The following is a 21,092-nucleotide window of genomic DNA, read 5'->3' on the forward strand; positions in this document are numbered from 1 at the left end:
AATAATGGATCAGCTTGGTCAGTTACTGAACGGCTTTGAAATTGCACTCACTTGGTGGAATCTACTATATTGCTTAATTGGTGTAACAGTAGGAATGCTAGTCGGGGTGCTACCTGGCCTGGGGCCCACGACTGCTACAGCCCTTTTAATTCCGATCACGTTTGGGATGGGCCCGATACCGGCGATTATCATGTTATCCGGTATTTACTATGGTGCTATGTATGGGGGGACTATCACTTCTGTACTTATCAATACTCCTGGCGAAGCTGCCTCGGTTATTACCTGCTTAGACGGATATCCAATGGCGAAGCAAGGGCGAGGTGGTACGGCGCTTGGCGTAGCAGGAATTGGGTCTTTTATTGGCGGTACAGTATCAATTATCGGCCTTGCTTTCATTGGTCCGGCTTTAGCTAATTTCGCATTACGGTTTGGACCGCCAGAGTTTTTTTCACTTATGGTACTTGGGTTGATGATGGTGGTTGGCCTAATGGGCAAATCTTTGCTGCGTGGTTTAATTGCAACTTTTATTGGACTAACGCTGTCACTGGTTGGCATGGATACGGTTTCAGGGGCCATCCGCTTTACCTTTGGCAATCCCCATTTACTCGACGGCTTTGATTTAGTAACAATTGCGATGGGTTTGTTTGGACTTACAGAGATATTCATTGGCATGGAGGATTTGTCATCACTACAGAAACCTGCGGAAGTAAAGGGTCTTCTGCCTCGACGTGAAGAATGGTCACCAACCTTGAAGGCCATAAGCCGGGGAACAGGATTGGGTTTTTTGATCGGGTTGATACCAGGAACAAGTTCTGCTATTCCGGCCCTGCTATCATACTCCTTGGAAAAAAGGCTGGCTAAAGATCCTTCCCGTTTCGGCAAAGGGGCAATAGAAGGAGTGGCTGGACCCGAAACAGCCAACAATTCCTACTGCGGCGGAGCGCTGATCCCTCTTTTCACTTTAGGCATACCCAGTTCTCCGACCATTGCAATTATTCTCGGAGCCTTCATCATGCATGGTCTGACTCCTGGGCCTACCCTATTCCTAAACAACGCAGAGTTTGTTTGGGCAGTTATTGCCAGTATGTTTATTGGTAATTTTATGCTGTTAATCATGAATGTGCCACTAGCGGGATGGTGGGCTAAAATTGCCATGATTCCGCCAAAATTGTTGTACCCGATCATTCTGATTATCTCCATATTAGGCGCATATACGGTAAGTAATGAAATTTGGGATGTTGGGGTCATGCTTGTCGGCGGGATTGTCGGATATTTCATGCAAAAGATTGATATTCCGATGGCACCCATCGTTTTGACGTTTGTACTAAGCAGACTGATGGAGCGAGCCCTGTTGCAATCGCTTAAGATGTTTGACGGCAATATTTTAGTGATTTTCCAACGCCCTATTTGCAGTATCCTTCTTACCCTTGCTGCAATAATGCTAATCTTTAGTATCATTGCAGAAGTGAAGAAAAAACGGGAAATCTTTGCAAGCAACTCTGAAATGTAGTATGTTTTCGCTGATGCTTGCAGTTTCACATACAGAGTAGTGAAGGAGGTATTATTCATAAGTAAACAATTAACGAAAATGCCAGAATGGGGAAAATAGTTAATTTGCAAGGGGGATTATGATGAAAAAGACTCTTCTCGGACTGCTGTGCGTTTCTGTATTGCTGCTCGCAGGCTGTGGGGGCCAAAAGGCTCCGGAACAAGCGGCTAAGGACAAATACCCCAAAAAAGAAATCCAATTAGTCGTTCCCTTCGGTGCCGGGGGCGCATCGGACGCAACCTCCCGCATCGTTGCCAAAGGCATGGAAGAAAAATTGAAAGTTCCTATCGTTATTAACAACAAGACTGGTGGCACAGGTGTTGTTGGGATGTCGTTTGTTCAAACAAGCGCCAAAGATGGTTATACATTTGGCTATATTCCGGTTGAATTAACGATGTTAAAGTCGTTAGGGCTTACCGATCTCGAACCTAGCAAATTTGATATGATTGGTCGCGCCATGGTACTTCCAGCGGCGATTACAGTTCATGCGGACGCTCCCTATAATACCATTGAAGAGTTTCTTGACTATGCCAAGAAGAATCCTGGCAAAGTAAAAATCGGCAACTCCGGCGCAGGATCAATCTGGCACATTGCTTCTACGGCATTGGCGAATAAAGCGAATGTAAAGTTTTCGGATATACCCTTTGACGGAGCCGCACCGGCTGTGACCGCCTTGATGGGCGCACACATAGACGCAGTTGCAGTCAGTGTGCCTGAAGTAATGGCAGGTATTGATGCTAAAAAACTTAAGCTACTTGCCGTAATGGGTCCGGAACGGGATAAGAAATTCCCGAATGTTCCAACATTAAAAGAAAAGGGATATGATGTTGAGATCGTTGGCTGGGGCGGATTTGTTGTCCCTAAAGGCACACCGGATGATGTTAAAAAAGTGTTAGCCGATGCATTAAAAGACTCTGTCGCTTCCGAATCGTTCAAGAAGTTTTCTGCAGAGCGGGGATATACAGCAGCATATATGTCCTCTGAGGAATTCACTAAGTTTACAGATGCTCAGTTCAAGTTTTATTCCCAGTTGATCCCCACCATGAATCTGAAGTAATGAAATTAAGCCGGAGTACGCTTTACGTGCTCCGCAGGGCGTTGATAAAGGCCCATCTACGTTGTTAGCCCCGCAAACCCATTGCTAGCGTACCCTTTAGTACGCGTCGCTGCTGGGTCTGCGGGGCTGCCTAGTATCTGGACCTTTCTGAACGCCCTGCCGAAGAGGCTTCTCAACAGTCTGCGGAGTACGCTTTGCGTGCTCCGACTTTCTACTTTTTAAATCGACATATCTGTCACACTCTCGGTCGCTAGGCAATACGATTACTCGTCAACGCAAATATTGCTTAACTTCCTCCCACGAGGGAAGGGAAGGTTGAGCCCCAGGACGGGTAACCGACAAGGCCGCAGCAGTAGATGCAATCTGTAAAGCTGATTCGAGAGTTTCTCCTCTTGCCAGAGAGCAGGAAAGCGCACCAACAAAGGCATCGCCGGCTGCGGTGGAATCGACTGCCGATACCTGTAGAGGTGGCACGTGCCGCAAGGAATCGTTCGTGCAGCAGAGAGCACCCTGGCGTCCCATGGTAATTACTACCGTTTTAACTCCCTTTGCCAGCAATTCTCTCGCTGCGCCAGCTGCATCTTCTACAGACTGGATTGGCCGTTTGCAAAGAACCGCCGCTTCTGTTTCATTGGGAATCAGAATATCTACGTATTGCATTACCTGATCGGGAAGCTCACGGGCAGGGGCTGGATTGAGGATAACGAACCAACCTTTTTCTTTAGCAGACTGAACTGCATGGCAGACTGCTTGTGCTGGGATTTCGTGTTGAAGTACGAGGATACCAGGTGTTTTAAATCCGGCTAAGGCTGTATCAATATCGTCAAACGTCACACAGTCGTTTGCGCCAGGAACTACTATGATCGTATTTGCAGCATTGCGGTCTACTGTAATTAGAGCCGTTCCTGTACATTCATCAACTGAACGAACCGGAGAGGCATCTACATGATTCTCCACTAAACCTAATTGGAGCTCTTTGCCAGAATCATCAGTTCCCACACAACCTACCATTGTTACCCTGGCGCCCATCCTCGCCGCCGCTATGGCTTGATTGGCCCCTTTTCCCCCCGGGAACCGCGCAAATGACCTGCCAAATATTGTCTCACCTTTCTCCGGTAGACTGTCTACTCTTGCAACCAAGTCCATATTCAAGCTGCCGATAACAAGTACAACTAGCCCTTCACTTGCCAATTTTCTTCCCCCTCAACAGAGTATTATTGTTGGGTCATTTCTTCTCAAACGCGAAGAATTTTGACGCTTGCTTATAATCTGGAGCTCTACCGCTTGCAACCAAGGCGAGCGTCCGAAGACCAATAAGTGCCTCGTCAATAGCCTCAGTCCTCACAACTTCGCGATTTAACTGGACAGATAGTATCTCTGCTATCTGAGGGAGCTTTTGCGGGATACCACCGCTGAGTATACATTTTGTTAGTGCTCTGGATGGATCAATACATTGAGCTACAGCCTGGTATTGACGGCAGAAACTGCCCAACAAACCAGAAAAGTAATTCTTAAGCGTAAATTTGCTCTCGTTGATGTTGCGAATTCCACCCCCGCTGGAGTAACGCCAGCAACTACTGAATATACCTAAGTCAAATTCAAGTTCTGCCTCAAGCGCTGCTTTAACGTCGGTTTTCGAAAGCAAATCCCAAAAGACGTCACCTGGATTACCAACCATTCTGGACACATCTTCTAAAAAACCAATATATTCGGTAAGTGCCCGCCCGGCTGGGATATGGGTGATCGTTGTCAAGTTACTCTCGCCAAAATATGGGCGCTTCTCAACTTGCTCGTTTAGAGCATACTGAAAATCAATCGCAGCCACCTGAGAGCCTGTTCCCAAGTTTATCGATAAAGTCTCTCCCGGGATATTTCCTGCCCCTAATACGGTGCACTGATGATCGCCTACACCGACATAAATTGGTACTTTCTTGCCAATCGGGCTATGCCAAAATCCACCACACTTTGTTTCGTCAGCACTACTAGAGTAGCGGATGACGCAGCCGGTTTCATCGGAAATGAACTGTAGAAAGTCTGTGGCTATTTCAAGTTCTTCTATATCATATATTCCTAATCCGGCTAACATAGTTGGATGTATTAGGTCTGTATAATCATTGCTTACCAGGCAAAGAACTTCTGACAGGGAAACAACTATTGCGTTTTTCGGTATGGTCCCCTGGCGCGCCATATGGAGTAAATTAAAAACCGGAAGCCCGGGCCTAGGGTTCATCCCGGTAATCGGGCGAAAACGTGCCCCGAAATGTTGATTGAATAAGTCCCAAGAAGTTTTACCCGCAATCGACAGGCTAGAGCGCTCGTCTTTCCAGGTAATATATCCGCTAGCCGGTTCATAATTTGACCTTAAGACACTAAAACCATGCATTTGACATGACAGCATTATTCCTGTAAAAGAGATACCTCGTTCGATATAATACTCCGTGCACAGAGCGGCAAACTGGTCTTGAAATTTCTTAATGGGAATTTCACTGTTTTCGTGCTCAACTGCTGGTATGGTACAAGCTGGTCGGCTATCAATGTGGCTGATCTGCCCCGTCTCTAGGTCAGCGATCGCTGACTTTACTCTCGTTGTCCCAAAATCGACTAATAAGTACTGCGTCAATATGGCACCTCATTTCTTGATTCCAACATTTTGCTCTTTTGTCAAACACAGTGATTAAAGGGTCTTATGAATAAAAGTATAGGTTATCTACCAATCATCTAGCAATCATTTCTTTTTATTTGGAAGCTTACGTTTGGAGGCTAATTAAAAAGGAATCACAACAGCAGCCGCTATATGGGATTCCTTTTTGATTTTCTGTACTCTTTGCGCCGAACCAGGAACAACAACCTCGCGTATGAAAGGCAGCAGACTAGATTATTTAGGTTAATTAACAAGGTTACTAAATTAAGAATTTATTTGTTTGAAGGAATTTTCTGTGCATTTGTCCAAGTAGTGAAATACATAATGGCGGAAAGAATCGGATACTTATGACCGGAAACTCGAAAAGGAGATAGTATATCATGACTATATCTAGGCTGATTGCGGCTCTGTTATGTATGATGCTACCCATTTTCTTGATATCCGGATGTGATACAAAGATCAGCTCTAAGAAACGAGATGTGCCGCAAGTCACTTTCTTATTAGCAGAAAATCAGGGACCCGATTACCCAACGACAGTATCTTCACGTAAGTTTGCGGATCTTGTTTATCGACGCACACAGGGACGGATTAAAATTGATGTATATCCGTCAGCGCAATTAGGGGACGAGAAGGTTGCTATTGAACAAATTCAAATTGGGGCGATTGATTTCATGCGGGTACATTCATCCCCGCTGGCGGAGTTCAATAAACAGTTTGCCGTTCTTTCGCTTCCCTACATCTTTGATAATGAGGAACATATGTGGCGATTTCTTGAAAGTGAAATGGGCATTATGATGCTTAACAACCTTAGTTCATCGAAAATGCAGGGATTGGCCTATTATGATAATGGAGCGAGGAGCCTTTATTTTAGAAAACCGGTCGATTCGTTGGAAGCGCTTAAAGGGCTAAAGATCCGGGTACAGCAAAACAAAGTCACTATGGATATGATTAGTGCTTGGGGAGCCAGTCCGATTCCTATGCAGTATGGAGATACACTGAATTCGTTGCAAAATGGTGTAATTGATGGAGCGGAAAACAATTTTCCCAGTTATTTTACTTCTAAGCACTATCAATATGCACCGTATTGCCTATTAAGCAAGCACCAAAGAGCTCCGGAGGTATTGCTGATTAGTAAACTTACTTGGGACAAGCTGTCCAGTGATGATCAGATGATTATTAGGCAATCGGCCAAAGAGGCAGCTCAGTTTCAACGGAAAATCTGGCATACATTTGAGAAACAGTCTGAAGATAGCCTGCGTAGAGCAGGAGTTAAAATAATCGAGGTTGATAATATAAAACAATGGCATAAGGCTGTTAAACCTGTATTAACCAAGTATCAAAAAACACTGAATAAAGAATTGGAAGCTATCGAAAAAGTTCGTAATTAGATAGGCAGCAGCAGGTGTAAAATGGCGCTAAGAAAACTTGATCGCTCGTATCGCGTGTTGTTTTTTAAGGATAAACCGCTTTCTATCCAGTTATTTTTTTTATCAGCATTACTGGTTATTATCCCAATGTTAGTCGTGGGATTAATATCCTATCATTGGTCCTCCAATGTAATCGAAACTCAAGCACTTGGTTATAACTTGGAAGTCCTAAATCAGGTAAAATCGCACATGGAATACTACATGCGTAGTTTTATCGGTAGCGCTATTAAGATATTGAACAGTCCTGAAATGATTTCCTTTTTGAGACAGGTATCAGACGGGCAAACCGTTGATTCGGCAACTGCCCAAGGTGTACTGCGGGAAATGATGTTTCTGGCACCGGAAATCTCTAATATCTACTTGAGCTTGGATCATAGAGGGTCAATTCAGGCTGTAGATCGGTATGATTACCCCCTAACAGATTTTTCGCAGGAATATTGGTTTCCCCTTATGTCTAATCGTGAAGAACATTCCACTTTAGTTACCCGCATTGTGCATATGCAGGGGAGACCAGAACCAGTTTTATCTTTGATTAGGCGAGTAATCAGTCCCCAGACGTTAGAACCAATGGGGCTGTTAATTATTGACATTAATTTTCGCAGGCTGCAAGAGATTGCTCAAAACTTTAATGTAAGCGACCGCAGCTTTTTTATTATAGATACAGACGGACGGTATGTTTATCATCCTGACAAATCAATGGTAGGAAAGCCGATAAAAAGCGGCCTATTGGATGTCATCCGCTCTGCTATGCCAGAGACTTTGCTAAATATAGATGAAGAACAGCAATATATCATAGTATCGAATTCAGGGCACCTCGATTGGACCTTTTTAGTGACAATACCATATGGAGAAGTCAAAAATGAAGTGCTGAGTATTGGCAAGGGTATTTCATTAACTGTCATTATAACCTTGATTATTGCTTATCTTTTAGGCTTGGCGTACTCGACTACTATAATTCAGCCAGTACGAAACTTACAGAAGCTTATGAGGGAGGTGGAGACGGGTCATCTCAAGGGAGAAGTTGAGGTCTGTTCACGTGATGAAATCGGACAATTGTCCAGAGGCTTTAATAAAATGGTCATTAGACTAGCCGGGTTGGTGGAAGAAGTTTATTTGTCCCGGGTTCGGGAGACCGAGGCCAAGCTAGCACAAAAGGAATTGGAAATTAAGGTAATGCAGGCACAGGTCAATCCTCATTTTATTGGCAATTCCCTGGAGACTATTCGAGGAATGGCGATGGAAAAGGGAGCACGTGATATTGCTACTATGGCAGGAACTCTCGGCCTCTTGCTTCGGTATAATTTACGACAAGGCACAAATGTCGTCAAATTGCATGAAGAAGTAACCCGCCTGGAAACCTATTTTAAAATCCAGCATTATCGTTTTGGGGATATGGTTACTCATTTGATCAACATGCCCGAATGGGCATTAAATCAGCAGGTAGTAAAGTTTTGTTTGCAGCCGTTAGTTGAAAATTGTTTCCTGCACGGCATCGACCGCAAATCAAAACGTATGACTATTTTTATCACAGCTGAAAGAGAAAACGAAAACTCGTTTCTTATCCATATTACAGATACAGGAAATGGTATTCCCAAAGAGAAGCTGGAGCATATTCACGAGGTTCTGCATACTAATGTGGCTAGTTATTCGGAACATATTGGTTTGGTAAATGTGCATAGCCGTATTAAGTATGTATTTGGTAACGAATTTGGTATACAAATCAGTAGCTTGCCGGGCGCGGGAACCAAGGTTAGCTTACGGCTTCCACTAACCAACTTAGAAGGTGAGATATCGTAGTGTTTACAATTTTGATTGTGGATGATGAAAAGTGGGTTAGATCTGTATTGCGCTTGACGATTGAAGAGATTGATATGCCTTTTCGCGTGATAAAAGAATGTGAGGATGCCGAAGAAGCATTGCTGTGGTTAGAGTCTCATGCGGCTGATCTTGTTATTACCGACATTAGAATGCCAGGAATGGATGGCCTGACATTTACTAAAGAAGTCCGCAGACGAGGCGTACAACAGGATTTTATTGTTATTAGCATGTATGATGATTTCCATCTGGTGCAGGAAGCTTTGCGGTTAGGCGTATTTGACTATCTCCTGAAACCGATCCAGATTACAGATGTAGAAGCTTGCTTTGAAAAATGGGTGAACGCAAGGGAACTGAAACTAGAAAGCCAAACTACCAAAGATAAGAAAAGTGGTTCGGTACTGATTAGTAAAGTTTTGCAATTTATTGAGACCACCCCTCTGAGCGAAGTGAATTTATCAAAAGCGGCCAAACATGTCCATATTTCGCCAAGTTATTTAAGTGCCATATTTAAGCAACAATTAAACATGAATTTCGTTGACTATCTGACTCGCCTTAGGATAAGGGAATCCAAACGAAGTTTAGCTAAAACCGAAATGACTATAGCCGATATTGCAGAACGAATGGGCTATTCCGATTTACCTTACTTTTGTAACTTTTTTAAAAAAGAAATGGGCTGCACACCTTCGGAATATAGGCATAAGTGTCGCAAGGTAATGATGCCCGAGAGTATGATGAAAAAATAATAAGGCAACTATTGAGCTTGCATTAGCAAGCTTTTTTCTTTATTTAATACAGTAAAAAATCACAAATTAATCATAAAAAACATCAGCAAATCTAGCCCAAGAGACAGATATAATGAGATTGAATATTGAGAATTGACGGTGAGTTAAAATTGACTTTACCATGTCACCTGGAAAGGAGGGTTAATTTTATCAAACGGTCTCAGAGGTCTTGCTTGGATTAACCATATATAGGAGGTTTATTATGACAGGTAGAAAGATTATTGCCTCGCTAATGTGTGTACTAGTAACAGGTTTGCTGTTAACCGGCTGTAGTACGAAGAATGCTACGGATCAAGCACCAAAAACGACGACCTTTCGTTTGGCCGAGAATCAACCCCCTGATTATCCAACCACTGTAGCCTCGAAAAAATTTGCTGAATTGGTCAATGAACGCACAAAAGGAAGAATTAAAATTGAGGTATATCCTTCCGGGCAGCTCGGTGATGAAAAATCGGTTATTGAGCAAGTTCAAATGGGAGCAATCGCATTTACTCGGGTTCACTCCTCGCCGTTAGCCGAATTTAGCAAGCCATTTTCCGTCTTTTCCCTACCTTATGTTTTTGAGAACGAGAACCATATGTGGAAGTTCCTCGAGGGGGACATGGGCACTAAGATGCTGGATACTCTCGCGTCATCCAAAATGCAGGGTCTAGCCTATTATGACAATGGCGCCCGCAGTCTCTACTTTAAGAAACCGGTAAAAAGCTTAGAAGAAATCAAAGGGCTGAAAATCCGTGTCCAACAGAACCGAGTGACAATGGAGATGGTTAACGCTTTCGGTGCAAGCCCCACTCCAATGCCTTACGGCGAAGTATTTTCTTCACTGCAAACAGGGGTAATTGATTCAGCAGAAAACAATTTTCCCAGTTACTATACCTCTAACCATTACCAAGCAGCGAAATATTGCCTGCTGAATAAACATCAAAGAGCTCCGGAAGTACTACTGATGAGCAAATTTGTTTGGGATAAAATGTCGGAAGAAGATAAAAAAATTCTTAAACAATCAGCACTCGAAGCAGGCAAATATCAACGGCAATTATGGACAGCTTTCGAAAAAGACTCTGAGGCCAAATTGCGGGCAGCCGGTGTGACAATTACTGATGTTACAGACTTCAAACCCTGGCAAGCTGCAGTAAAACCAGTTATTGATAAGTACGGTGCCGAATTCAAAGCAGAGATGGAAGCTATCGAAAAAGCCCGAAAATAATTAAGGACCCGGGGGAGTAATCTCCCCCGGGTATATTCCATGGAATAGGGTGATAACTTGATAAAACTCAGTGCTACTGTTCCATTGCAGTATGATACGGTATTTTCTCCATTTGCCGCTTGCGAGTTTGATCAGGGGTTAGAGTGGTTAAATCTGAACCGCTTTGATGGAATTGAAGTTTGTATTGCTCAACCGAATACCGTCAACGTCCCGCAACTTAAGCAAAAATTGAAGCAATATCAATTGACGGTTTCCACCATCTCTACCGGGCAGGCCTTCGGGCTGGAGGGACTCAGTCTTTCCAGTAGTGATACTGATATTAGAACCAAAGCAATTACCCGTATGAAAGAGCATATTGATTTAGCAACTCAAATTGGATTTCCGTTAGTGACGGTCGGACTGCTTCGGGGAAAGGGAACTCCTGAAACAAGACGGCAACTGTTGGGTCTCTTCTCGGACAGCCTATCTTGCTGCGCCGCCTATGCCCAGAAACAGGGCGTTCGCCTGATGGTTGAGCCTATCAATCAACAGGAAACCTGTCTACTCAACGGAACAACGGAAACACTAGAATTTTTAGCCGATTGTCCTTTTGACAATGTAGGAGTACTGCTTGATACGTTTCATTCTAACCTGGAAGACACTAGTATTGAAGATGCCATTCATGCTTTAGGAGCCAAATTGTTTCATGTCCATTTTGCTGACAGCAACAGAGGTTTGCCAGGCACTGGTGAAATTAACTTTCTTGTTGTTGTGAAGGCGCTCATAGAGCACCAGTTTCAGGGGTTCGTATCGTTAGAAACCTTGAGTATTCCCAATAAAGAAATCGTTAAAAGAGAAAGTTATTCCAGACTTGCACAATGTTTTCTAATAAATAAATGCGAGAGGATTTGATACAAATGGGAGTTTTTTATCCTTCCAAGCCTGAGAAAGGCTTTAATGAGATTGTTAAACTAGGGACTACTACCCAGTATACCGGGTTTGGTCTGATTAACCTGGATGCAGAACAGATATATCAAGGTACCACCCAGAATGCTGAATATATTCTAAACATTTTAAGCGGAAAATGCACAATCGAAATAAACGGCAAAGTCTTCGCCAATTTAGGAGAGAGAAGAGATGTCTTTTCTGGAAAGGCTTCCGGCGCCTATGTGCCGATTAATAGCAGTTTCACCATCACAGAAGTTAAAGGAGAAAAGGTAGAAATCGCTGTCTTGGCTTCTTATGCAGAGCGTGCCTTTGCTCCCTTTGCTTATGGCCCCCATGATGTTGTCAGTGAACACCGGGGATTCTTGAATTTCCAGCGCGATGTACATAATGTTGTTATCGAGCAATTCGAAGGGCAGGTTGACCGTATTGTCGTAGGGGAAACAATTGTAAAACCCGGACACTGGTCTGGGTATCCTTCCCATAAACATGACAAACTCAATTTGCCGTATGAAACCGAAATGGAAGAGATTTATCACTTCAGGATTCGACCTGCTGATGGATTTGGCGTACAGGTCATCTATAATGATGATTTGTCTGTTCGGGAGTCTTATTTTCTAAAAGACGGGGACAGTGTATTCATTCCGGATGGATACCATCCAATTGCAGTAGCACCGGGATTTCAGTTCTATTATCTGTGGGTAATGGCCGGTCCTCATGGGCGTATCTTAGTGCCTTTTGATGATCCTAAACTGGCATGGCTGAACAATGTAAAACCGTTGCTGGGCAAAGACTAATTGCTTAATGGAGGAGGAAAATAATGAAAATAAGTTTATCTACTTTTGTTTATTTTCGATATCCTTTGATTGAGTCCATTAAACGTACCGCCTTATATGGTTATGATGCAGTAGAAATCTGGGGCGGACGCCCGCACGCTTATGCTGAAGATATGAGCACAAAGAAGATTCAAGAAGTACGAAGCGTAATTAACCAACTAGGTATTGGTATATCCTGCTTTATCCCGGCTCAGTTCCGGTATCCAACTAATTTAGCTAGTCAAGATCCAGAGATTAGACAAAAAAGTATAGATTACATCAAACGGAGTATTGATGTAGCGGCCGAATTAGGCGCTCCTTTTGTGAGCCTCTGCTCAGGGTACAGCACCTACGGTCAGAGCTTAGATGATGCATGGATGGCGATGATGGATAGTCTTGGGACACTGTTGGAACATTCAGCTGGGATGCCGCTAAAACTGGTTCTGGAACCTGGTAATCGTTATGAAACGGACCTTGTTGTTACTGTAGACGATGCGATCAAAGCTGTTAACGCTTTTGATAGCAGAATAGGCATTTTACCTGACACAGGGCATCTGTTTGTCAATAAGGAATCGTTATCTGATGTGGTGGAAAAGATGCAGGGCTATATAACCCATTATCATATTGATGACAACATGGGTATTACTGATGATCATATGGTACCGGGACAGGGGAAAATGTCATACGATATCTTTTTACAGAAGTTAAAACAGTGTCAGTATCAGGGCTATTTAGCGGTTGAACTTGGATTTCAATATACTGTAGATCCCGACATCGCGGTCAAGCAGAGCGCCGATTATCTTCGGGCTTTGCAGAATCGCAGCTAATAATCTCTGGTGTAATTTGATATTCAATCGCTAAGGAAGTGAAGAATGATGTCATGGTCGGTTAACGAGTATCTGGTCAAGCTCCTTCGTATACGACAACTGATAGCACGCGAACAGATAGACTATGTGTTGGTGACGTGTCAAACCAACTTTTTATGGCTGACAGGTGGAAGACCCTATGTCAACCAGGCTTCAGAAAAAGCTTGCGCCGATCTGTTGATTGGACAAGACAAAGTTTATCTGGTCAGTAACAACATCGAGTCGAATCGATTGCTTACAGAAGAATTAGCTGGCCTTGGTATTGAGGTAGCCTGCTATGATTGGTGGGAAGAGCAAGGCTTTGATGCAATAATCACAGGTATTGTAGGCGGTAAGAAATTACTTACTGATATACAATTAGGTAACCGATTTTCTCGGCTCCGCTGGGATTTGCTCGAGGAAGAAAAATTTCGCTACGGCCAAGTAGGGGAGGCAGTTGCCAATATACTGGAGGTAATTGCCTTTACAATTGAACCGGATATGTCGGAATTGGCAATAGCCGAAATGATCAAGCACCAAGCCATTGTGGCCGGTGTAAATCCTTGGATTACGCTTGTCGCTGTCGATGAACGGGCGTACCAGTACCGGCATCCAGTACCGACAGGGAATAAATTGAAACGGTATGCAATGCTTTGCTTAACTGGGCAAAAATACGGGTTGTTTGTCTCAACGACTCGTCTAGTACACTTTGGACAATTGCCTGCTGATTTGGCAAAGCGCCATCAGGCCGTGATGGCAGTTGATGCTGGTTTCATCGGATCCACAGTACCGGGAGTCAGCGTTTCTAGCATTTTTACCAGTGCAGTTCAATCTTATCAAAAATGGGGATACCCGGAAGAATGGAAAAGCCACCATCAGGGCGGTATGATCGGATACATGTCCCGTGAATTTCGGGCGTTAGAGACAACTAAAGTAGAAGTTCGCGCAGGTCAAGCCTACGCTTGGAATCCGACAATTGCCGGTGTTAAATCAGAAGACACTATTTTAGTCTGCGGTAATCAGGCGACTATTGTCAGCAAGTGCCGTCGTTTCCCTACTACGTTAGTGGAATACCCCGGCGGAGTGGTTGTCAGGCCATCCATCCTTGTGCTATAACGCATGTTTCAGAAGACAGAGTGCCTCCGTAGATCTAAACCCAAGACCATCTAGCAAGCGCGCTTACTCATTGATAATTATATTTTCTTCTACAATCACGAGCGTATTCAGTTCAAAACAAAACTGACGCCACTTGAAAAGCGGCGCCAGTTTGCGTAATCTCAAGAAATCCTGCGACAGGGCTTCTTATTCGTGTCTATTTGGCGGGACTCAGTTCACACCAAGGGCATTTTAAAATTTTAAATAGTAACAGAAGGCCATCGTCTTCCATAAGCTATCTAGGTTAGATCTCCCTTTATCTCATTTTTAAGGAGGAATACTTATGGGCTTTGGTTGCTTTGGCGGAAATGGCTGTGGTGGAAGAGGGATCATTATCATCATTATACTACTGTTGTTGTTTTGCTTTAACGACAACGATTGCACCAGCTTATAAATCAAGAAGAACCGCTCCTTCTGGGGTGGTTCTTCTTTGACTATCAGCCAAATGATGCTATTATTAGACCATAAGCAACAATTTTTAGGGGGAGGGGCACATTTGATCGTCATACTGTTGAGCGGAAAAGCGGAGGCTGGTAAGGATACATTTTTTGAGATGACAGCCCAACGATATGCAAAACGGGTTATCAAGCGAATTGCTTTTGCTGATGCACTAAAGCGTATTGCCTTTGAAATGGGCTGGGATGGCCATAAAGACGTGGCAGGGCGGCGCTTGCTGCAGGATCTTGGCGAGATAGGGCGAAGATATCGTGCTGATTTGTGGGTGGACAAGACCATTGAAACTCTTAAGACATACAGCCGGGACGCAGATATCGTTTGCTTTACCGACTGCCGCTATCCTAACGAGCTGGCAGGTATCCAAAATTGTGAAGTTATTGACGGCTCAATCAAAGTGGTTACGGTGCGGATTGAGCGTCCAGGGCATGCCATCGCGGCAAACCAGAATCATATCAGTGAAACAGCGTTAGATGGATATGTCTTTGATTATATGATTATCAACGATGGTACGCTTGAGGATTATCGTGTAAAGGTACTCGAGACGGTTGCTATGATTATCCTTCGCAGCCACTAGGCTTCCCAAAATATTAAAAATCCAGGACACCTGCAATTACGCGGTGCCCTGGATTTTTTTACAAAAGGAATTGTTTTACCGCAGAGTACACAGAGGTGCATCGAGTACGCTGAGGTTTTGGGTTTGTATAATAAACCGTAGACCTCTGCGGTTCCCTCTGCTAACTCTGCGTACTCTGCGGTTAACGTTCCTCATATCTCTTTATTCGTGGGAAGAAATTTAAGCGTAATATAAAGTACCTCTGCCTTGCTGCCAATGCGAAGCGGCGGTCCCCAGGTGCCAAAACCGGAAGAAATCAGGGTATGGCATTGACCTTGTTGCTTGTAGCCCCAATCCATATCGAAGACTTGTCGGGTGATATAGTTGAAGGGGAACATTTGCCCCCTATGGGTATGGCCAAAGAGCTGTAGATCGACTCCGCACTTAGGGCCTGCGATCAGGTCTTCGGGAGTATGGTCAAGGAGTAGCAGCGGCAAGGATCGGTCTACGTCCTGCAGAATTTCGACTAATTCTTTTCTGGGGTTAGCATAATGGCGACGTGAAAGATCATCTCGACCAACTACGATGAAACTGTCATTAATAACGGCATATTCATCGCGGAGAATTCGAATACCAGCCTGGGTTAGTTGACAAATCGATTTCTCGGTGCCTCCCCAAATATACTCGTGATTGCCCAAGCAGCTGTACACGCCAAAGCGGGGCGAAAGTCGACGCAATTCGTCTGCCATGCGCTCATCAGCAAAGACTCCCGCTGTCTCGTCTATGATATCGCCTGGAAACATGATAAGATCGGGGTTATACTGCTGAATTAGGGTAATCAATTTCTGCAGGCGGTCAACTCCTACTAGTAGCCCAAGATGCATATCACTGACGCTAATAATGGTCAGTGGATTTATAGGGCAGGGCTTTGCCACCGAGAGAGTAATTTGTCTGACCACTATGTCGCGGGCGTTGCGAACACCAACAATAACTGTTGCTAGGCTTACGGCAATAACGATTACGCCAGCGCTTGGTTGGTTAGATTTGATCCATTCTGGTAAAAAACTGAGATAACGGTCTAGTATATAGATGCCGTCAAACAGCAACAGCAAAAGCAACGCATAGAATAAGGCGCCTAGCCAGTATGATCCGATGATGATGAGAGTATCACCTAGTCTTCCCGGTAGTCGTAAATTGGCTAGCCGACCAAGGGGATAAGCCAGACCCAGTGCATAGAAAACTGCCCGCACGACGGGTCCAATACCCCCCGACAATGGACTTAGCAGCTGCCAAAGTCGTGAACCAGTATACCAATGAACCAAAATATAGAATAGCAAGGTACTGCAAATCATTAATACTAGTTTTTTACTCATGCGGCTCCTCGTCTCGATCCCGGTGATTTGAATTTCGACCAGGCTGGGAATGTAGAACAGTAGACCATAGTATGACTATGCCCGCTACGGTTATGATCTATGCTTGCTACGCTTGTTGCGGCTGCACAGTATATCATGGGACTGTTGGTAAGAAGGTGTTAACATGAGTGTTGAAACATTAGACCGATTCAAGTGGTATATACTTGTATTCGCTCTTGGCGGCTTCATCGGCGGCGTGGGAGTCGTTCTCTTTGCCCCTGTACGTGTTCAGAATCATTTCAGTGAACGAATTATTGAACGAGAAGTTCCTGCCGTGCAGGAGACAATCAAGCAGACCAGTCAGACAGAGATCGCCTATGTGCCAAAAGCGATTATCAGTGCAGAACAAGTAAATCCAACTACTGAAGAATCGAAAATGGTGGTAAGCAAAGAAAAAACAGACGTTGAGGTCCGTGTGGAAAAGCCCGCAGTCAGTGTGAAGGTCAACGGTCAGCCGTACTCGTTTGCCTTGTTGGCGGGAGAAATACAGAAGTTTGACCGAGGTAAAATTTCACTGCAACAAGATAGTAAGATAGGCATTGAACTAGCGGTTAAACCGCAGATCATCGATCGAACCAAGAGTGGCGGGTTAGATATTTTTGTCGGTCGCTACTCCGGTATCGGCGTTTATCATCGACGCATCGGCCTGGATATTGGAACAGACGGACGCAATCAAGATTATCGTCTTCGTTGGCGCGCTATGGAATGGTAATGATTGTTTTGCAAGCAAACTTCGATAGTTGTCAATACTAATACCGTGTCAACTCTAAAATTGTAATAAGCTGGCGAGGAGATTTTTGTAAGGCAAGGCGGAGGAATGAGGCATACTGGCAGTATGCCAATTGACGACAACGCCGCATTGCGGAAAATATACTGCCAAATTATATAAGGCTAGGGTTGAAACGGTACTCAATAAGACGGCAACAATGGAGGGACGCTATGAATAAGCGCAGAACAGATAAGACAACGCTAGATGATCTGGTAGAGAGTTTAGAACAGCATGAGGCGGAGCGGGCCCTTGAATCACTTCGCAGCGGCAGCCAATTTGATGCAGGCATTGTCGAGGGAATATCCACTGCCATTGACAAGCTGGACTCTGCCAGGACTAGCGCCGAGCTGCAAACCGTTGTTCAGGATTTAACAAGCGTTTACGGAGCCTTTGGGCTGGAAGACGAAACTGACGCCTATGCCAAGGGAATTGCGGCCGGGACCAGTCACGTCGCAGGCGTTGTGCGAGAGGAATTAGAGAGTATTCCTGAACATGATTTTTAAATTATTTAAAATTTCTGAAAAAAATAACTGGCAATATCGCGAGAATCATGCTATACTCAAAACAATCGAAGAGGACTTCGGCAATGAAGCCGCTATTTGTCAATGACAGGTAGTGGTTTTTTTGTATTTTTTGTGAAAGGAGTGATAATATGCCGCTGCTGACAAACATGGAATTTGCTGAGCTTAGCTGGCTGTACTATTATCAGGAGTTTTCTCCCGACTATGTTATCGAATAATGGTTCTACCTGACCGCGCCTGAATGATGAGGCGCGGTTTTTTTATAGCGTCTGGAAAGTGTACAGTTATGAGATGTGCCAAAGCTATGTGGCCAAGGAACCGAACACTAGTGGTGCGAGACGATACTAGTGCGCCCCTAAGGCATCCAATTTGTGGCGCTAGTGCATCATTAGTGCCGCTCGTGTTCATCGCGCTACGGACACGGTAACCCTCTGCGCGCCCTCGGCGTACTCTGCGCACTCTGCGGTTAGCGTTCCTGTCTTCCTGCCTTCCAGAAGACCGCCTCCTCGCTGTTTCATACCCCTTGACTTGCAAAATACGTATAGAATGATATAATATGAGTATATTATGTAAACAAGTACGACGAGGAGGGGATACCATGAATCGTGGAAAGAATGCATGGCTGTCTGGCGTAATTGCGCTGGCGGCGACTCTACTGATTCTCTTTGGCAGTCAGACGATCTGGCATACCTTCGCTGTCGCTAAACCTCTGGATAAAGCATTTGAGGGCATTGACGGCGTTCAGTCGGTTGCCTGGGATAAAGCAAAGGATGATAAACCAGTTACACTTCAGGTGTCGCTAGTTCATGCGACTAACTTGCAGACGACATATACAACTGTCCAAGATCGGGCCAAGAGCGTGCTAGGGAAGTCGGCCTTTCAGATTGCTATTCACGATAACCGCACCCCAGAATTGGAGCAAGTTTATCATGAATTGCACTTCCATATTCAAGAGGCGATTGTAACTGGAGGATTTGGCGATATGGCTGACCGGATCAAAGAAAAGGCTAAAGCGGCAGGGGTAGACGCGCAGGTCTATGTTGATGCGCAAAATGTCTATCTGCAACTAACCAAGGGAGAATCTGACCTGTATAGCGTGATACCTAGGCTTAACAACCTTACGGGGGTGAAATAATGCGACACATAGAAATTGCAGTCGGCATTGGTGTCGGGTTAGTATTATTCTTGTTTTGGCAGGGAGTTAATGTGCTTCCTGTTCTGTTTTTTGCGGGATTGATGCTGCTTGTACTGTTTAGCGGCAATTTGCGAACAGGCGGCAAGTCATTTGCGGTTGTTGCCAACAAGGGCAGCGAGCAAAAATTAATTAATTTTGATGATATTGGCGGTCAAGAGGTGGCTAAACAGGAACTTCGCGAGTCACTCGACTTTATTATCGATGTCCAGCGCATTCAGAAACTAGGCATTCGCCCGATTAAAGGCATCCTGCTAAGCGGTCCTCCCGGCACAGGTAAGACCTTGCTGGCTAAGGCGGCGGCGCAGTATACGAATTCGTCGTTTGTCGCAGCCAGCGGCTCGGAATTTGTGGAAATGTATGTTGGCGTGGGAGCTCAGCGTGTGCGCCAGATGTTTAAGCAAGCCCGTGATTTGGCTCGGCAGAACAAGCAAGCCAGCGCTGTCGTCTTTATTGACGAGATCGAAGTGTTGGGCGGCAAACGCGGACAGGGCAACAGCAATATGGAATATGATCAAACGTTGAACGAACTCCTGGTCCAGATGGATGGCGTGTCAGTGGATGATGACATTCGTTGCTTGGTGATCGGCGCGACTAACCGAGTGGATATTTTGGATCCGGCTATCCTGCGGCCAGGCCGATTTGATCGACAGGTGAGGGTCGATTTGCCTGATAAAATTGGTCGGCGCAGCATTCTTGACTTGCATACCAAAAATAAACCGCTGGCAGCTGAGGTCTCGCTTGACGAAATAGCTCAAGATACCTTCGGCTTTTCAGGCGCACATCTGGAGAGTCTGGCGAATGAAGCAGCCATTTTGGCGCTGCGTGAGGGTAGCGAAGCGATTCGTATGGATCATCTTCGTTCCGCGGTTGATAAGGTAATCCTCGGCGAAAAGCTGGATCGGGTGCCAACTCCCGAGGAACGCCATCGAGTTGCCGTGCACGAAACCGGTCATGCACTGATTGGTGAGTTGACCCGCCCCGGCTCGGTAGCCGTGATCACAGTGACGCCGCGAAATAATGCGTTGGGCTATGTGCGGCAGACCGAGGCTGATGATTGCTACCTGTATACGATTGATCGACTGGAGCAGAAAATCGCCGTGGCTCTGGCTGGTGCACTGGCTGAGGAATCTGTATTTGGCAACCGCAGTACTGGCGCCAGCGGCGACTTCAAACAAGCGGCCGAAACGGCGAAACAGATCGTCTTTGCCGGCATGTCCGAGCTAGGAGTTGTCTCGCCTGACGATCTGCCACAGCAAAAACTGCATGATGCGATTACCGGCATCATTGAAAATGTCCGCATTCGCACAGCAGCGTTGTTAGCGGAAAACCGCCAGCCGTTTGCTCGAATCATTGAACACCTGATCGAGGCTGAGTCGCTTAGTGGTGAGGAATTCCGTCAGCTGATGCTGGCTGACGCTGCATAGGAAGAAACGAGGTTAGGCTTTGCCAGGAAGGGAACGGAACACAAGCGCCACGAGACGACATTAGCGCCACTAAGGACATCCATTTTGCGGTTGCCAGTGTGTATCCGCTAGTGCCGTTTGTGTTTGTGGTACAATTACGCCCTCGATCTGAAGAAGACCGCGAAATGCGGTCTTCTTTACTCTTTTTCCGCCAATACAGTTTGCAACCGGTCCAACAACTCGATCATCTTTTTATTTTGAACGATAATGATTTCCTGATTTTGTACAACAGTTTTCAAAAATGCTGTATCTCGTGCTATTTGAGTTACTGTTGTGGCAGTCTTTGACGTTTCTTCCATGAGTGATTTTGCCATTTTTTCAAAACTGGCCATATTATTTCCTCCATAAGTCAAAATAAAGGGCTCACTTTACTGTATCTTATGTAAAGTGAGCCCTATCGGTGACTCATGTGGCACCTTGCGTTATTTCTTTTTCGAATCAGATTCACAGGATGAGGAGGACGCTGAGGCTGAACTGGACTTTACCTCAAGATTACTGCTCTC

The 21,092-nt window shown here is 45.0% G+C and carries 20 protein-coding genes; 16 read left to right on the forward strand and 4 right to left on the reverse strand.

What is annotated here, in order from left to right; translation table 11 throughout:
• The first annotated feature begins 4 nt into the window (after nucleotides 1-4).
• Nucleotides 5-1,510, forward strand: a complete 1,506-nt coding sequence (locus tag AXX12_RS11525) for a tripartite tricarboxylate transporter permease (protein ID WP_066242514.1) — start codon at nucleotides 5-7, stop codon at nucleotides 1,508-1,510.
• A 118-nt stretch (nucleotides 1,511-1,628) separates the two neighbouring features.
• Nucleotides 1,629-2,606: a tripartite tricarboxylate transporter substrate binding protein gene (locus AXX12_RS11530; protein ID WP_066242517.1), complete on the forward strand. Its 978-nt coding sequence runs from the start codon at nucleotides 1,629-1,631 to the stop codon at nucleotides 2,604-2,606.
• Nucleotides 2,607-2,876: 270 nt separating this feature from the next.
• On the opposite strand, the gene rbsK is transcribed toward AXX12_RS11530, so the two are convergent.
• Together rbsK and AXX12_RS11540 are read right to left on the reverse strand one after the other, a co-directional pair.
• Nucleotides 2,877-3,797 (reverse strand): ribokinase, encoded by a 921-nt coding sequence (gene rbsK, locus AXX12_RS11535; RefSeq protein ID WP_066242520.1) that lies wholly within the window; start codon nucleotides 3,795-3,797, stop codon nucleotides 2,877-2,879.
• Between the two features lie 34 nt (nucleotides 3,798-3,831).
• Entirely contained in the window at nucleotides 3,832-5,226 is a 1,395-nt protein-coding gene (locus tag AXX12_RS11540; protein ID WP_066242522.1) for a sedoheptulokinase, read from the reverse strand.
• Between the two features lie 401 nt (nucleotides 5,227-5,627).
• Between AXX12_RS11540 and AXX12_RS11550 the strand changes: the two genes are divergently transcribed.
• The 10 genes from AXX12_RS11550 (at nucleotide 5,628) to AXX12_RS11590 (ending at nucleotide 15,250) form a co-directional block, all read left to right on the forward strand.
• Nucleotides 5,628-6,635, forward strand: a complete 1,008-nt coding sequence (locus AXX12_RS11550; RefSeq protein WP_156478635.1) for a TRAP transporter substrate-binding protein — start codon at nucleotides 5,628-5,630, stop codon at nucleotides 6,633-6,635.
• Between the two features lie 21 nt (nucleotides 6,636-6,656).
• A complete protein-coding gene (locus tag AXX12_RS11555) occupies nucleotides 6,657-8,471 on the forward strand; it encodes a cache domain-containing sensor histidine kinase (RefSeq protein ID WP_066242531.1) in 1,815 nt (604 codons plus the stop codon).
• Nucleotides 8,471-9,235 carry a response regulator transcription factor gene (locus AXX12_RS11560; protein ID WP_066242534.1) on the forward strand — a complete coding sequence of 255 codons (765 nt, stop codon included), beginning with the start codon at nucleotides 8,471-8,473 and terminating at the stop codon, nucleotides 9,233-9,235. Before AXX12_RS11555 ends, AXX12_RS11560 begins: the two co-directional genes overlap by 1 nt.
• A gap of 241 nt (nucleotides 9,236-9,476) precedes the next feature.
• Nucleotides 9,477-10,481, forward strand: a complete 1,005-nt coding sequence (locus tag AXX12_RS11565; protein WP_066242537.1) for a TRAP transporter substrate-binding protein — start codon at nucleotides 9,477-9,479, stop codon at nucleotides 10,479-10,481.
• Between the two features lie 57 nt (nucleotides 10,482-10,538).
• Nucleotides 10,539-11,372, forward strand: a complete 834-nt coding sequence (locus AXX12_RS11570; RefSeq protein ID WP_066242539.1) for a sugar phosphate isomerase/epimerase family protein — start codon at nucleotides 10,539-10,541, stop codon at nucleotides 11,370-11,372.
• 5 nt (nucleotides 11,373-11,377) lie between these two features.
• Complete coding sequence (gene iolB / locus AXX12_RS11575) at nucleotides 11,378-12,202, forward strand: 5-deoxy-glucuronate isomerase (RefSeq protein WP_066242542.1); 825 nt, start codon at nucleotides 11,378-11,380, stop codon at nucleotides 12,200-12,202.
• Nucleotides 12,203-12,225: 23 nt separating this feature from the next.
• The gene (locus tag AXX12_RS11580; protein WP_066242545.1) at nucleotides 12,226-13,047 is read left to right on the forward strand and encodes a sugar phosphate isomerase/epimerase family protein; all 822 of its coding nucleotides are present in this window, start codon (nucleotides 12,226-12,228) and stop codon (nucleotides 13,045-13,047) included.
• Between the two features lie 45 nt (nucleotides 13,048-13,092).
• Nucleotides 13,093-14,181, forward strand: a complete 1,089-nt coding sequence (locus tag AXX12_RS11585) for a M24 family metallopeptidase (protein WP_231881872.1) — start codon at nucleotides 13,093-13,095, stop codon at nucleotides 14,179-14,181.
• 69 nt (nucleotides 14,182-14,250) lie between these two features.
• Nucleotides 14,251-14,340, forward strand: coding sequence for an IS3 family transposase (locus tag AXX12_RS20170; RefSeq protein ID WP_074431364.1), 90 nt, complete (start codon nucleotides 14,251-14,253; stop codon nucleotides 14,338-14,340).
• Nucleotides 14,341-14,716: 376 nt separating this feature from the next.
• Entirely contained in the window at nucleotides 14,717-15,250 is a 534-nt protein-coding gene (locus tag AXX12_RS11590; RefSeq protein ID WP_066242547.1) for a deoxynucleotide monophosphate kinase family protein, read from the forward strand.
• A 191-nt stretch (nucleotides 15,251-15,441) separates the two neighbouring features.
• Here AXX12_RS11590 and AXX12_RS11595 read toward each other — a convergent pair whose 3' ends face one another.
• A complete protein-coding gene (locus tag AXX12_RS11595; RefSeq protein ID WP_066242548.1) occupies nucleotides 15,442-16,602 on the reverse strand; it encodes a metallophosphoesterase in 1,161 nt (386 codons plus the stop codon).
• Between the two features lie 163 nt (nucleotides 16,603-16,765).
• On the opposite strand from AXX12_RS11595, the gene AXX12_RS11600 reads away from it, so the two are divergent.
• The 4 genes from AXX12_RS11600 to AXX12_RS11615 all read left to right on the forward strand — a co-directional run bounded on the left by AXX12_RS11600 (nucleotide 16,766) and on the right by AXX12_RS11615 (nucleotide 20,550).
• A complete protein-coding gene (locus AXX12_RS11600; protein ID WP_066242549.1) occupies nucleotides 16,766-17,353 on the forward strand; it encodes a hypothetical protein in 588 nt (195 codons plus the stop codon).
• Between the two features lie 227 nt (nucleotides 17,354-17,580).
• Nucleotides 17,581-17,913 (forward strand): hypothetical protein, encoded by a 333-nt coding sequence (locus tag AXX12_RS11605; RefSeq protein ID WP_066242552.1) that lies wholly within the window; start codon nucleotides 17,581-17,583, stop codon nucleotides 17,911-17,913.
• 616 nt (nucleotides 17,914-18,529) lie between these two features.
• The gene (locus AXX12_RS11610; protein ID WP_066242554.1) at nucleotides 18,530-19,066 is read left to right on the forward strand and encodes a hypothetical protein; all 537 of its coding nucleotides are present in this window, start codon (nucleotides 18,530-18,532) and stop codon (nucleotides 19,064-19,066) included.
• A complete protein-coding gene (locus AXX12_RS11615; protein WP_066242557.1) occupies nucleotides 19,066-20,550 on the forward strand; it encodes an AAA family ATPase in 1,485 nt (494 codons plus the stop codon). The genes AXX12_RS11610 and AXX12_RS11615 overlap by 1 nt, the downstream gene beginning before the upstream one ends.
• Before the next feature lie 176 nt (nucleotides 20,551-20,726).
• Here AXX12_RS11615 and AXX12_RS11620 read toward each other — a convergent pair whose 3' ends face one another.
• The gene (locus AXX12_RS11620; protein ID WP_066242559.1) at nucleotides 20,727-20,921 is read right to left on the reverse strand and encodes a hypothetical protein; all 195 of its coding nucleotides are present in this window, start codon (nucleotides 20,919-20,921) and stop codon (nucleotides 20,727-20,729) included.
• Between the last annotated feature and the right edge of the window lie 171 nt (nucleotides 20,922-21,092).

It is taken from the genome of Anaerosporomusa subterranea, from assembly GCF_001611555.1.
Lineage (GTDB): Bacteria > Bacillota > Negativicutes > Sporomusales > Acetonemataceae > Anaerosporomusa > Anaerosporomusa subterranea.

Bases quoted from the DNA above. Each gene is read 5' to 3' on its own strand.
- AXX12_RS11525 (WP_066242514.1), top strand. From the start codon at position 5: ATGGATCAGCTTGGTCAGTTACTGAACGGCTTTGAAATTGCACTCACT.
- AXX12_RS11530 (WP_066242517.1), top strand. From the start codon at position 1,629: ATGATGAAAAAGACTCTTCTCGGACTGCTGTGCGTTTCTGTATTGCTG.
- AXX12_RS11550 (WP_156478635.1), top strand. From the start codon at position 5,628: ATGACTATATCTAGGCTGATTGCGGCTCTGTTATGTATGATGCTACCC.
- AXX12_RS11555 (WP_066242531.1), top strand. From the start codon at position 6,657: ATGGCGCTAAGAAAACTTGATCGCTCGTATCGCGTGTTGTTTTTTAAG.
- AXX12_RS11565 (WP_066242537.1), top strand. From the start codon at position 9,477: ATGACAGGTAGAAAGATTATTGCCTCGCTAATGTGTGTACTAGTAACA.
- iolB (WP_066242542.1), top strand. From the start codon at position 11,378: ATGGGAGTTTTTTATCCTTCCAAGCCTGAGAAAGGCTTTAATGAGATT.
- AXX12_RS11580 (WP_066242545.1), top strand. From the start codon at position 12,226: ATGAAAATAAGTTTATCTACTTTTGTTTATTTTCGATATCCTTTGATT.
- AXX12_RS11585 (WP_231881872.1), top strand. From the start codon at position 13,093: ATGATGTCATGGTCGGTTAACGAGTATCTGGTCAAGCTCCTTCGTATA.
- AXX12_RS11595 (WP_066242548.1), bottom strand. From the start codon at position 16,602: ATGAGTAAAAAACTAGTATTAATGATTTGCAGTACCTTGCTATTCTAT.
- AXX12_RS11600 (WP_066242549.1), top strand. From the start codon at position 16,766: ATGAGTGTTGAAACATTAGACCGATTCAAGTGGTATATACTTGTATTC.
- AXX12_RS11605 (WP_066242552.1), top strand. From the start codon at position 17,581: ATGAATAAGCGCAGAACAGATAAGACAACGCTAGATGATCTGGTAGAG.
- AXX12_RS11610 (WP_066242554.1), top strand. From the start codon at position 18,530: ATGAATCGTGGAAAGAATGCATGGCTGTCTGGCGTAATTGCGCTGGCG.
- AXX12_RS11615 (WP_066242557.1), top strand. From the start codon at position 19,066: ATGCGACACATAGAAATTGCAGTCGGCATTGGTGTCGGGTTAGTATTA.
- AXX12_RS11620 (WP_066242559.1), bottom strand. From the start codon at position 20,921: ATGGCCAGTTTTGAAAAAATGGCAAAATCACTCATGGAAGAAACGTCA.